Below are 12,967 nucleotides of genomic sequence, written 5' to 3' on the forward strand. Positions count from 1 at the left end.
AGCGACTAATACCACCCATCTTTATCAATAATATTGAACTGTTTCGGAACATTCAAGTGTAAAATCCGTTTACCAATTAATTCGTTGAGTGGATTATTATAGCTTTCGTACATGGAAGTGTTCAGTAAATCTATTGATAAACTAAGCGGCATACAATCATTCACTCACACCTCCTTTTGAATATGCTTGATCAGCTCAATCAAATCTTCATCCATCACGCCTAAACGTTTTGCTTCTTCTACGATTTCCTTTGCCATCTTCGTCAATGTGTCACTTCGTCTTGTTGTTAAAATCCGATGTTTTGCATCCCCGATTACGAACATTCCAAGTCCTCTCTTTTTATATAAAATTTCTTTTTCTACTAAAATTGTCAGGCCTTTTCCTGCGGTTGCCGGATTAATATTAAAAATTTCAGCAAGCTGATACTGCGAATACACTTTTCCTTCCGGAAGCAGCCGATCCGCCAATATCTCATTTTCAATCCATTCCGCTACTTGCATATAAATAGGCATTGTACTTTGTGTGTTAAAAATCAATGAGATTCTCCTTTCCAAGTTATCCAGTACATTAGTGTTGTAATGCACTATACAAAAAACGAGCTTATTTGTCAATAAATAAAGAAATATTATCCACATATACTATTTATCCACAAAGTTATACACATTAACGTTAATTATCCACAATTTAATCACGATTTTTCAACAGATTGTATTATACTTATCCACAAAGAATATTGTGGAATTCTATTTTAGAACAAGATTCCAAAAAAATATTCGAATATATTTTCATTTGTTCTAAAAATCGTCACATTTTTCTAAGTTAAACCTGCCCATTCTTATAAAAAAATGAATAATTTTAATTTCTCGTAATAATGCTTAGTTAAAAAATAAATAACTGTCCCTTTACCTATGATAAGTACCGAACTTTATCTACAAGTTATCCACATTGCTCTATTTTTTATCCACTAAAAAAAGCATTCTAAAAGCGACATGCCATCACTTTTAAAATGCTATTCCATTCATTATTTAATTTCTTTCAATGTAGCTTCCACTTCTTCTTTTACTTGCAAATTTTCTTCGCCGAACAGGATTTCATTTAATGCATCGTCTCCAGAACCTTCAGCTAGCGGTACGCGTGAACGATATGCCGCGCGACATACTAAATGCCCGGAAACAGGGGCTGTAATAAATACGAAGATAATCCCTAAAATGAGGCGAATACTCACATAGCCATCATGGATCCAAAAGTAAATGAAACCGCCGAACAAACAAAGCAATACAGAGAGTGTCGCACTTTTCGTTGCTGCGTGTGAGCGTGTATACACATCTGGTAAACGTATCATGCCGAATGCGCTAATGACACTCACAATTGCACCAAACAAGATAAGAAGTGCCGCCATTAATTCAATCAGCTGATTTACGTTCAACAATGACACCTCTTTCTATATATTTCGAGAATGCGATCGTTCCGATAAATGCTAAAATACCCAATATTAAAATGGCTTCCAAAAATGCCTTTGTTTTTAAAACAATCGACACGATGGCGATCGCAGAAATTAAATTTACACCAATCGTATCAAGAGCGATTGCGCGGTCAGGTAATGACGGCCCTTTTATCACGCGAAATAGGGATAGTCCGATTGCCACCATAAATAGAACAAGTGCCGCCTTTAGAATCAAATCGATCATTGTGTCACCTCCAAAATGGCACGTTCAAACTTGCCGATTGAACGGAGTACCGTTTCTTTCGATTCTTCTATATCCATCGCATGAATATAAAACGTGCTGTTATCTTCTGAGACTTCCATTACAACAGAACCCGGTGTCAATGTTAATAACAGGGCCAATGTCGTTACTTGGTAGTCCCCTCTTAATTCTGTTTCATAAGTAAAAATGCCCGGTGTAAAATTCATCTGTGGATCCAGCACTTGTTTTAATACAGAAATACTTGATGAAAGCAGCTCTCGAATAAATATGAGGATGAGCTTAATAATCTTTAGTACACGACGCAAGTAAAACTGTGTTCCGAAAAACCTGTGCATAGCATATAAAATCAATGTTCCGACTAAAAAGCCTGACATAAACGTCGTAAAGTCTGCAGTTGGATCATCCTTCAACAAAAACCATAGCGCCGCAATAAATAAATTAATAATAAATTGACCTAACATGTGCTCACCCTCCTTTACTTATTCGTATTTAAAATCGCATCAATGTATACGGAAGGGTTGGATAATGTGTAGGCTGCATCATTCACATAAACTGCCAGCCCTTCTGCGCCAACTCCTAAAGCAACGATACAAATCGTCAATAGCACAAACGATACCATCGCACCGCGTGGCATCCGAATCTTGTCCTCTTCATTAATCGATGTTTCTCCAAAAAATGAAGCAAGGAAAATACGCATTAATGAATAGAGTACGATGATACTCGAACCGAATGCTAGTGCCAATAAAATATACGCCTCTGCTTCAACAGCACCTTGGCCGACCAATACTTTTCCGATAAACCCGCTTAACGGCGGAATTCCGACAAGCGCACACATCATAATAAAGAACAGCCACCCAAATACCGGATAAATTCGAATTAACCCATTCATATTTTTCACGACAATTTCCCCTGTTAAAAGCACCATTGTTCCAATAAGTAAAAACAGCAGCGCCTTACCAAGCATATCGTGGATTAAATAATAAACCGCGCCTGCCATTGCTGACTCAGTTCCGATCGCAAGTGCCACCATTATAAAGCCAACACTAATGATGACGTTATACGTAGCAATTGTCCGAACATCGCGTCCGGCAAATGCACCCATACATCCCGCAATAATCGTCAGCCCTGCCATCACACCGATGGCCGTATGCGTAATTTCCGGCTGTAACGGGAACATAAGCGTGAACGTACGGAATAATGCATACATGCCGACTTTTGTTAATAGCGCAGCAAATAATGCCTGTACTGCTGTTGGAGGCACACTGTAAGAACCAGGCAGCCAAAAGAATAGCAGCAATCCTCCTTTTAAAGCAAAAACAATGAGGAAAACAAGTGCGACAACCGTTAATAACGGATCTTGACCGGCTTCTGCAACGCGCTGTGCAATATGTGCCATATTAAGCGTCTTTAACGTTCCATACATAAACGCCAGTGCAACGAGGAAAATCCAGGATGCGACAACATTAATGAGTACATACTTGATCGACTCGCGCAGCTGTATCTTTCCCCCGCCTAATGCAACTAATACATATGACGCCAGAAGCATTACTTCAAAACAAACGAATAAGTTGAAAATATCGCCTGTTAAAAACGAACCGTTTACACCTGCCAGTAAAAACAACACAAATGGATAAAAATACATTCTTTCATGACGCTCGCCAATTGTGGAAAAAGCATAAATTAAACAGATCGTTGTAACGATGCTTGCCGTTAAAACAAGCAGTACCGCGAATGAATCGGCGACAAATAAAATACCGAACGGCGGTGCCCAACCACTAAAGTCTATACGCATGATACCTTCTGTTTGAATAAGCTGTAGCAGGACAACAGAAGTCCCTATTACAAAAATCATTGTAATTAAACTTACAACCCGCTGAAGTTTAATATTATTATTTAAAAATACTAATAATGCGGCCGTTATTATCGGCACAATCATTGGTAAAACTATTATATTATTCATCTGATGACCCTCCAAGTTCCCCTAGATCATCGGTTCCGTTCATTAAATACATCCGATAAGCCAGCACAAGTAAAAATGCCGTAACAGCAAAGCTAATAACGATTGCTGTTAAGATCAATGCTTGTGGCAAAGCGTCGGTATATGGTGCGGCCGCTTGACCTAATAACGGCACACTCCCCTTCTTCAACCCGCCGACCGTCAATAACAATAGGTGAACGGCATGAGATAAAATGGCGGTGCCGACAATCACGCGTATGACACTACGAGAGAGGATTAAATAAGTAGCGACTGCGACTAGAATGCCGACAAGTACAATCATTAATGATTCCATACTATTCATCCTCACTTATATTTAAAATAATCGTTACGAGTGTACCGATAACCGTCAATGCGACACCTGCTTCAAAAATCGTAACAGTGGACAAATGCTTTTCTCCTATTAACGGGAGATTATAATAGCCATCCGTCTGCGTTAAAAATGGTACGTCAAAGAAAATCGAGGCAATGGCCGAGCCGGTCGCCAGCAATACACCGATTGCAGCAACTTTTTTAAAGTCGAACGGCATCCCCTTATGCACAGTTTCAATATCGTATGTCAAATATAACAGGACAATCCCCGAGCCAAGAACTAACCCGCCGATGAATCCTCCGCCTGGAGCATTATGTCCTGCAAAAAATAAATACATACCAAGCGTAAAGACGATGAAAACAACGCCTCGTACAACTGATTTTAAAATAACATCATTTACTTTCAACGTCTCCATCCCCCTTTTTCGCCTTAAGCTTAATAAGTGTGTAGACGCCTAGACCTGCAATGAAAAGTACAACTACTTCAAGCATCGTATCAAATGCACGGAAATCGCCTAATATCGTGTTGACGATATTTTTCCCGCCAGCCAGATCATACGAGTTCTCAAAGTATTTCGAGATTGGTTCAAAACGATCGTAATTCATTACAGCTAATCCGATCAGTGTCACAGTTGCACCGACCGCAACCGAAATTGTCACCTTCGCGAAACGCCAGCTTTTCGAAATATACTCATTTTTAAGCTTCGGTAGATATTTAAATGATAGTAAGAACAGTGCTGTTGTAACCGATTCAACGACAAGCTGCGTCAGCGCCAAATCAGGAGCTCTAAATACTACGAAGAAAAAGGCAACAGAATACCCGAGTACTCCATTCAACAGCACGACTGTAATACGCTGCTTTGCAAAAATAATCGCAATTGCAGCCGCAATCATAACGAATACAAGAACTAATTCATATGGCTCAATCACCGAGTCTTTCGAAGGATTCCAGCTGAATACGTCCGCATAAATCATATACCCTGCCAGTAGCGTTACAAAAAATACATAGATATAAACGAAATAATACGTTAAATTACCGTTCATATAACGGTTTGTTACACGTCCTGATACACTCTCACTTGAATTAATCACACGTTCATAAATCGCATTTAGCGTAAAGCTTTGCGGTATCCACAGATAGACAGGACGCCATTTTTTTAATGTACGGTATAAGAAAACCCCTACAACAATGACACCAAACGTCATAATAAGCTCCGTATTTATATAACCATGCCATGCTGCGATATGAGGCGTCATTTCCTCTACAGATGGGAACATTGGGTAAATGCTTGCCATCGCCGGACTTAAAATATAATGTCCCAAAACATTCGGGAATATAAAAATTCCAATCACGAAGGCAACTAAAATAAATGGTGAAATTAACATACCAAACGGCGCTTCATGTGGCGGCTTTTCCAGACGATCCGGCTGTATTTTCCCGAAGAATGTACGCATGACGATAATGACACAGTAAATAAACGTAAATACACTGGCCACCCAGGCGATAATCGGGAATAAAAGGCCGATGCTATCAAGTGAGAAAATATCAAGCTGTGTAATTTTTAATGTTGCTGCAAAGAACATTTCCTTACTTAAAAAGCCATTGAATGGTGGTAAACCTGCCATTGAGGCACTGCCGATTACAGCAATCGTAAATGTAAACGGCATTAACGACATCAATCCGCCTAACCGTCGAATATCGCGTGTTCCTACTTCATGATCGACAATTCCGACCATCATAAAGAGCGCACCTTTAAATGTCGAGTGGTTGATTAAATGGAATAGTGCAGCAAATGTAGCCTGCGTATAAATAACCGATTGTGTTGAATAACCAAAATGCAGTGCTGCAGAACCAAGACCAAATAAAGACATTATCAGTCCAAGCTGACTAATTGTGGAGTATGCCAGCAGTGCCTTTAAATCATACTGGCGAACCGCATTGAAGGAACCCCAGAATAATGTTAGAAGACCTACCCCGCTCACTGCCCAGAACCATACTTCATGCCCGCCGAAAATCGGTGTTGTACGAGCTACTAAGTAAATACCTGCTTTTACCATCGTTGCAGAGTGTAAATAGGCGGAAACAGGTGTCGGTGCTTCCATCGCATCCGGCAGCCAAATATGGAACGGGAACTGTGCTGACTTTGTAAACGCACCTAAAAGTACAAGACACATTGCCGGAACAAAGTACACGCTCGATTGCACGACATCCAAATTCGCAATAATTTCGCGAATACTAAACGTTCCGGATGCAACATATAACATTAAAAAACCAGCGAGCATCGCAACACCACCAGAAACGGTAATGGTCATTGCTTTACGCGCACCTGCACGAGATGCTTTACGATGATGCCAAAATGCAATTAACAGGAATGACGATACGCTCGTTAATTCCCAAAATACATAAAGCACCATTAAGTTATCTGAAAAGACGACGCCTAACATCGCGCCCATAAATAATAGTAAATAGCAATAGAAATGGTGTAATGATTCTTTCGTTGATAAATAGAAAATTGAGTAAAGTATTACTAAACTGCCTACCCCAGTAATGAGTAAGCTGAAAATCATACTCAAGCCGTCTAAATAAGTAGTAATATTAATACCGAAAGAGGGGATCCACTCAAATGTCTTTATGAACACTTCACCATTGGCAATTCGAGGGATATATGTAGCTAAAAGCGAAAATAAAGCAACAGGGACAATTAATACGAACCAACCTAAATGTATATTCTTAAATCTCCTGTATATTAATGGGATTAATGCTGCAGCAAGAAACGGAAGCATAATCGAAAAAGCAATAAGCAAAAGCAATAACCTCCTAACCGAGTGAGCCAATAAAATATGTAAAGTTCGGCAATCGAACAATCACACTTGACTATCTATATAACTATCTTCATAATAATGTGGCATATGGGGAATATATTTTCAAACAAGGGTAATTTAATAAAAATTGGAAAAGCAAAAATATAACAAAAAATTTACTGAATATAAATATGCATCATAGAAATAAGTATACAATAATAATGGGTGCATTGCACTGTAATAGCCTTCGTTTTATCTCAATTATGCTTAATTTCTCAATATATATTCGGATTCAATTCATTATTATAGGATAAGAAAAAGAGGTGCGAACTAAAATGAAACATGTTAAAGGCCGATTAGACGAAAGTATTTTGGTTTGTGTATATTACGGACAAAATGGTGAGCGTTTAATTCGCCGAGGACACAAGCTTGCTACATTACTTGACTGCCCATTATATGTGTTGACTGTTGATTCAAAGCCACTTGATGCATTTGATGCAGAAAAATCCGGCTATATCGAACAGTGGAAAGAACTGACTGATGAATTGGAAGTAGAACAATTCATTATTAAGGATAATGAAAAACGCCCATTCCATAAAGTGATTACAGAAATCGCAATGGATTTTAATATCACGCAAATCATCGTAGGTCAGAGTGCTCAAAGCCGCTGGGAGGAAATCACAAAAGGTTCTTTCTTGAATGTTCTCTTAAAAGAAGTACCATTCGTTGATTTTCATATAGTATCGGTAAAGCGTCCTTCTGAGGATGAACTGATCGATGTTTACGAAAAAGGTGTACGTGCTTATATAATCCAGGAAAATGATTATTATAAAGTCGTGTTTACATGCCCTAAAATTATTGCTCTGGAAGGGATTTTCTTTAAGGAAATCGGGACAGACTTTGATAATGGTATATTCAAGTTTAATTATAACGGGAAACTTTTAGAGGCCGATATAACAGAAGGTACTGTTAACAACCCTGAAATTCTTCCTAAAGATCGCTTTACTTCATTAAAACCTTAATACAAAGCTGTTTCCAAGTTATTGGAACAGCTTTTTTTAGAATTTATAAAGCAGGAAGGATTTTTAAAATGAAATTTGAAGTACCCAAAACAAAAAAACTATATGAACAAATAGCCGCTATTATTGAACAGAAAATTATGATCGGGGAAATATCACCTGGTGATAAATTGGATTCCGTTGAACAGCTTGCAAAAAACTTTGAAGTTGGTCGCTCTGCAATTCGTGAAGCTTTAACTGCTCTTCAGGCACGTGGTATTATCGAAATCCGCCAAGGAGAAGGAACTTATATCCGCAAAGTAACGGCCCAGGATATTTCGTTAAATATTCCTACATACGCATCCTTTTCACAGCAGGATTTACAGCAAATATTTGAAGTACGAAAAATTTTGGAATTAGGATTAATCGAAAATGCGGCAAAACGCAGAACAAATCGTCAGCTTGAACAATTAAAAGAAGCACTCAGTAAAATGAACCATGCTCTAATCGATCCTGAGACAAGCAGTAATGCCGATATGCAATTTCATGCAATCATTGCTGAAGCAGCGGACAACCCTTTACTAGTTTCAATGCTGCAAAGTGTTTCAAAGCCGATTGCACGCCAAATCCAGCATACTCGTTCCATTTTATCCACTACAGATCATGCTGCTTTATACAACTTACACGAAGAACATACCGCGATTTACAATGCTTTAGTGAATGCAGATGATATACAGGCTAAAAAGGCGATGGCAAAACATCTTGAAACCGTCGAATCATTACTTTTCAACCAATAATGTTTTAATACAATATTATTCTCTTTAAATACTAATTTCCCAAGTCATCAGATGACCTGTTGACTTAATTATCAGAAAGTTGTAAATTTAATGGAACAGGGGGGATTGGATGAATATATCATTATTCGCTACATGTTTAGTCGATATGATTCAAAGTAATATCGGGAAAAACACGGTTGAGTTATTGGAGCGCTTAGGTTGTACAGTAAGTTTTCCAAAAGGCCAAACTTGTTGCGGTCAGCCGGCCTATAATAGCGGCTATGTAAAAGCTTCTAAAGAAACGATGAAAAACACAATTCGAGTTTTTGAAGATGCAGAAGTCATCGTCTGTCCATCAGGTTCTTGTGCATACATGCTGAAAGAATATGTTCATATTTTTAAAGATGAACCGCTTTGGCAGGAAAAGGCACAACGAATCGCAGACAAGACTTATGAACTGACACAATTTATTGTCGATGTACTTAAAATTGAGGATGTTGGAGCAAAACTGAACGGAACGGCTACTTATCACCCTTCCTGTCATATGACGCGCTTATTGAAAGTGCAGCAGGCTCCTCTCACATTGCTCCAGAATGTAGACGGTCTTGAACTGCTTGAAATGCCTCTAAAAGATAATTGCTGCGGTTTTGGCGGAACATTCTCTATTAAAATGGGACAGATCTCAGAACAGATGGTAGATGAAAAAATTGCTTCTGCCGAGCAAATTGCTGTCCATTATTTAATAGGAGCTGATGCCGGATGTCTCATGAACATCGGCGGACGGATTGACCGGAAAAACATTGAAATTAAAACAATGCATATCGCAGAAATATTGAATTGCCGCTAATAGAGAGGACGTGTTTCAAAATGGCGATGAAAATCAGTCAGCAAAAATTTAAAGAACGTCTTTCGACCAACTTGGAAAATGATTTTATGCGCGGTGCGGTAGCAGGCGCTCAACATCGTTTTCAAACAAGACGGAGCGCTGCTGTTGATCCTTTAGATTGGGAAGAATGGCGCAATCATGGAGAAGAAATCCGGCAGCATGTATTGGAAAATCTTGATTACTATTTACATGAATTGAGTACAAACGTTGAAACGCGAGGCGGCCATGTGTTTTTTGCACAAACTGCAGAAGAAGCTACCGAATACATTTCAACAATTGCCCAACAGAAAAATGCAAAAAAGATAGTGAAAGCTAAATCGATGGTAACCGAAGAAATCAATTTAAACTCACACTTGGAACAACTGGGATGTGAAGTAATTGAAACCGATTTAGGCGAATATATTTTACAGCTTGATGACCATGACCCCCCTTCACATATCGTGACGCCGGCACTTCATAAAAATAAAGATCAGATTCGGGAAGTATTTGAACAAAAAATTGGCTATACAGCTTCCTCCCAACCTGAAGAACTAGCACTGCATGCCCGCAAAGTTTTACGTGATCATTACTTAACGGCGGATATCGGTATTACAGGATGCAATTTTGCCGTTGCCGAAACGGGTTCTGTTTGTTTAGTAACTAATGAAGGAAATGCGGATTTAGTAACTGCATTACCAAAAACGCAAATTTCCGTCATGGGGATGGAGCGTTTAGTACCAACATTTGAGGAAATGGAAGTACTTGTCGGCATGCTGACACGCAGCGCGGTTGGCCAGAAGTTGACGAGCTATATTACAGTGCTGACAGGCATCAAAGAAGCTCTCGAAGTCGATGGCCCCGAAGAATTCCATTTAGTCATTGTAGACAATGGACGTTCCTCGATTTTAGGTGGCGAATTCCAATCGATTTTACAATGTATTCGCTGTGCGGCATGTATTAATACATGCCCTGTTTACCGCCATGTCGGCGGACATACGTACGGATCTATTTACTCAGGTCCCATTGGTGCCGTGTTATCCCCCTTATTGGGTGGTTATGATGATTATAAAGAGCTTCCTTACGCTTCTACTTTATGTGGTGCATGCACGGATGTATGCCCAGTGAAAATTCCATTGCACCAATTGCTTCATAAGCATAGGGAAGTGATTGTGGAACGGGAAGGCCGTGCCCCGATCAGTGAAAGTTTGTTAATGCAGGCATTTGGAATGGGCACTTCTTCGCAATCAATCTACCAGTTGGGCACTAAAGTAGCTTCAACCGTTATGAAGCCGTTCACGAAAAACGAGAAAATTACAAATGGTCCCGGTCCTCTGAAAAACTGGACAGCGTATCGTGATTTTCCTTCCGTACAAAAAGAACGTTTCCGTGACTGGTTCGAACAGCATAATAAAGGAGGCAAATCTAAGTGATTCAAAATCGAGAACCCTTTTTACAAACTGTCGCTGCTCGTCTTGGCAGGTCCGCCCCCTTCTTTAACAAAACCGGAACGAAACTGGAAGCACCTCCCTCAACACGAAGTATTGAAGGATGCTTCGATGGAAGAACTTATCGAAGTGTTGAGAGAACAATGCTTGAACATCCACACTACATTAAAAAAATGCACACAGCAGCAGTTGCCTGAAATATTAAATGAAACAATTGCAGAATACGGTGGTGGGCGTGTAATTTACAGCAATGATCCGCGTTTTAGAGTATTGAATGTGTTATCGGTTTTTGAACAATATGAACATTTAAAGTGGCAATCTGCAAACGGTAAGGAAAGTATCGATTTTGCTGAACAGGCAAATGTCGGTGTCGTAATCAGCAACGTGACATTAGCGGAATCCGGCACAATTATGCTTCAAGCATCACCGGAAGTCGGCCGGACGCTTTCATTTTTACCTGAAAATTCTATTGCCATTATACCGAAAAGCAGCATCGTTCCCCGCATGACACAAGCTGCCCAGTTTTTACGAGAGCAGTCACATGTCTCGTCCTGTGTTAATTTCATTACAGGGCCAAGCAACTCCGCAGATATCGAAATGAACTTAGTCGTCGGCGTACACGGGCCGGTGAGAATGACGTATATTTTGGTGGAGGATTATTAAAAAAGAACTTCGGACATAAAAATCCGAAGTTCTTTTATTTTCCTATTCCCCTACTCGATCACGCGGCAGGAAAAATGCTACGAGCAACAATAATGTCAGTACCGATATAGCATTCATTGTGAAGTGTATTCCCATTTTGTCGATAAGGATTCCGATAACAACCGAGCCAATTGCTCCCATTCCAAATGCAACACCGACTGTTAAACCGGCCATTGTCCCGATTTTGGATGGGACAAGTTCCTGTGCATACACAACAGTCACTGTAAAGCTAACCATAATCAAGAGTCCGATAATAATAAGTAAAACCATTACAGCAGGCAAAGGAACAAACGGAAGTGCCAAGCAAAACGGAATCGGGGCGATCACCGAAAGCAATATAACATTTTTCCGACCGAAGCGATCTGATAATGGACCACCAAAAAATGTGCCTACAACCCCAACTGCCATGAATATAAAGATAAACAGCTGACCGCGCTCAATACTCATCCCATATTGTTCTGATAAATAAAAGACATAGAAACTTGTTATATTCGTAACGTAAAACGAACGAGCAAATATAATGAACAGCAGTACGATTAAAGCCATTCCAACCTGCTTTTTCGTTAAAGGAGGCAAGGATGAAATCAGCATTTTTTTAATTTTTGATCTCTTTTCCGCTTCGAGCTGACGTTTATACCACATCGATATTTTCGTTAATAAAAAGATTCCGATTGCTGTAAAAATAAGAATAACGGAAACGCCGTACATTCCGAAAGGCAAAATGATAAATGCGCTTAGTAATGGGGCTAATGCCTGTCCGCTATTGCCCCCTACCTGATATATGGACTGAGCCAAGCCTCGCTTATTACCTGCCGCCATAAACGACACGCGTGAGCCTTCTGGGTGGAAAATAGCTGAACCAAGTCCCAAGAATAGAACCGACACTAAAATCATCCAGTATTCGCCCGATAATATGAGCATTGTCAGCCCGATAAACGAGCTCACCATCCCAAGCGGCAATGCATACGGAAATGGCTTCTTATCTGTCATAAATCCGACGGCCGGCTGTAGAAGGCTGGCAACCATATTCAGGACAAACGAAATCATACCAAGCTGCGTAAACGTTAATCCTAAGTCCCTCTCCAATAATGGGAACATTGCCGGTATAACTGCCTGCATCGTATCATTAATTAAGTGACATACCCCTATCGAGACCATAATTGGGTAGACAGGGTTTGATTGTTTTACTGTTGTAGTCGACATTTTTTCACATTCTTTCTGCTATCAATACATTACTCATAATTTTTAATTCAGCAACTCGCTAATTTTATAAAAATACCCCTCAATTTTGCCTCTCGTATTGAATGCACTAAGGGTGCATAGATAATCGCATTTTATTCATACTACCCTTTATAAGGAGGGATT

At 39.6% G+C, this 12,967-nt stretch carries 14 protein-coding genes and 1 pseudogene; 5 read left to right on the forward strand and 10 right to left on the reverse strand.

All coding sequences use genetic code 11. The annotated features are described in order from the left end of the window. Positions 1-5: 5 nt before the first annotated feature. From ACQKN3_RS19200 to ACQKN3_RS19240, 9 genes are all read right to left on the reverse strand, one after another. The gene (locus tag ACQKN3_RS19200; RefSeq protein WP_427714111.1) at positions 6-164 is read right to left on the reverse strand and encodes a hypothetical protein; all 159 of its coding nucleotides are present in this window, start codon (positions 162-164) and stop codon (positions 6-8) included. Then, positions 165-536, reverse strand: a complete 372-nt coding sequence (locus ACQKN3_RS19205) for a GntR family transcriptional regulator (RefSeq protein ID WP_427714114.1) — start codon at positions 534-536, stop codon at positions 165-167. 485 nt (positions 537-1,021) lie between these two features. Then, positions 1,022-1,426, reverse strand: a complete 405-nt coding sequence (locus ACQKN3_RS19210) for a Na+/H+ antiporter subunit G (RefSeq protein WP_251691382.1) — start codon at positions 1,424-1,426, stop codon at positions 1,022-1,024. Continuing rightward, positions 1,404-1,688, reverse strand: a complete 285-nt coding sequence (locus ACQKN3_RS19215; protein WP_008407457.1) for a Na(+)/H(+) antiporter subunit F1 — start codon at positions 1,686-1,688, stop codon at positions 1,404-1,406. Before ACQKN3_RS19215 ends, ACQKN3_RS19210 begins: the two co-directional genes overlap by 23 nt. After that, on the reverse strand, positions 1,685-2,167 hold the full coding sequence (locus ACQKN3_RS19220; RefSeq protein ID WP_079523224.1) for a Na+/H+ antiporter subunit E: 483 nt from the start codon (positions 2,165-2,167) through the stop codon (positions 1,685-1,687). The genes ACQKN3_RS19215 and ACQKN3_RS19220 overlap by 4 nt, the downstream gene beginning before the upstream one ends. A gap of 14 nt (positions 2,168-2,181) precedes the next feature. Then, positions 2,182-3,666, reverse strand: coding sequence for a Na+/H+ antiporter subunit D (locus tag ACQKN3_RS19225; RefSeq protein ID WP_427714118.1), 1,485 nt, complete (start codon positions 3,664-3,666; stop codon positions 2,182-2,184). After that, on the reverse strand, positions 3,659-3,997 hold the full coding sequence (locus ACQKN3_RS19230; RefSeq protein ID WP_008407452.1) for a Na(+)/H(+) antiporter subunit C: 339 nt from the start codon (positions 3,995-3,997) through the stop codon (positions 3,659-3,661). The genes ACQKN3_RS19225 and ACQKN3_RS19230 overlap by 8 nt, the downstream gene beginning before the upstream one ends. A 1-nt stretch (position 3,998) precedes the next feature. Next, positions 3,999-4,421, reverse strand: a complete 423-nt coding sequence (locus tag ACQKN3_RS19235) for a Na(+)/H(+) antiporter subunit B (RefSeq protein WP_251691378.1) — start codon at positions 4,419-4,421, stop codon at positions 3,999-4,001. Next, entirely contained in the window at positions 4,408-6,819 is a 2,412-nt protein-coding gene (locus ACQKN3_RS19240; RefSeq protein WP_427714121.1) for a Na+/H+ antiporter subunit A, read from the reverse strand. Before ACQKN3_RS19240 ends, ACQKN3_RS19235 begins: the two co-directional genes overlap by 14 nt. A 332-nt stretch (positions 6,820-7,151) precedes the next feature. On the opposite strand from ACQKN3_RS19240, the gene ACQKN3_RS19245 reads away from it, so the two are divergent. From ACQKN3_RS19245 to ACQKN3_RS19265, 5 genes and pseudogenes are all read left to right on the forward strand, one after another. Further along, positions 7,152-7,838, forward strand: a complete 687-nt coding sequence (locus ACQKN3_RS19245; protein WP_251691374.1) for a histidine kinase — start codon at positions 7,152-7,154, stop codon at positions 7,836-7,838. Positions 7,839-7,906: 68 nt separating this feature from the next. Further along, a complete protein-coding gene (locus ACQKN3_RS19250) occupies positions 7,907-8,611 on the forward strand; it encodes a FadR/GntR family transcriptional regulator (RefSeq protein ID WP_251691372.1) in 705 nt (234 codons plus the stop codon). 109 nt (positions 8,612-8,720) lie between these two features. Then, positions 8,721-9,437 carry a (Fe-S)-binding protein gene (locus ACQKN3_RS19255; protein WP_427714125.1) on the forward strand — a complete coding sequence of 239 codons (717 nt, stop codon included), beginning with the start codon at positions 8,721-8,723 and terminating at the stop codon, positions 9,435-9,437. A gap of 20 nt (positions 9,438-9,457) precedes the next feature. Next, positions 9,458-10,885 carry a LutB/LldF family L-lactate oxidation iron-sulfur protein gene (locus tag ACQKN3_RS19260; RefSeq protein ID WP_427714128.1) on the forward strand — a complete coding sequence of 476 codons (1,428 nt, stop codon included), beginning with the start codon at positions 9,458-9,460 and terminating at the stop codon, positions 10,883-10,885. Continuing rightward, a pseudogene (locus ACQKN3_RS19265) lies at positions 10,882-11,563 on the forward strand (LutC/YkgG family protein). The gene ACQKN3_RS19260 and the pseudogene ACQKN3_RS19265 overlap by 4 nt, the downstream one beginning before the upstream one ends. 42 nt (positions 11,564-11,605) lie before the next feature. On the opposite strand, the gene ACQKN3_RS19270 reads toward ACQKN3_RS19265, so the two are convergent. Next, positions 11,606-12,805, reverse strand: a complete 1,200-nt coding sequence (locus ACQKN3_RS19270; RefSeq protein ID WP_251691364.1) for an MFS transporter — start codon at positions 12,803-12,805, stop codon at positions 11,606-11,608. Between the last annotated feature and the right edge of the window lie 162 nt (positions 12,806-12,967).

The sequence above is a fragment of the Solibacillus sp. NPDC093137 genome (genome assembly GCF_050280445.1).
In the GTDB taxonomy this organism is placed as follows: Bacteria; Bacillota; Bacilli; order Bacillales_A; family Planococcaceae; genus Solibacillus; species Solibacillus isronensis_B.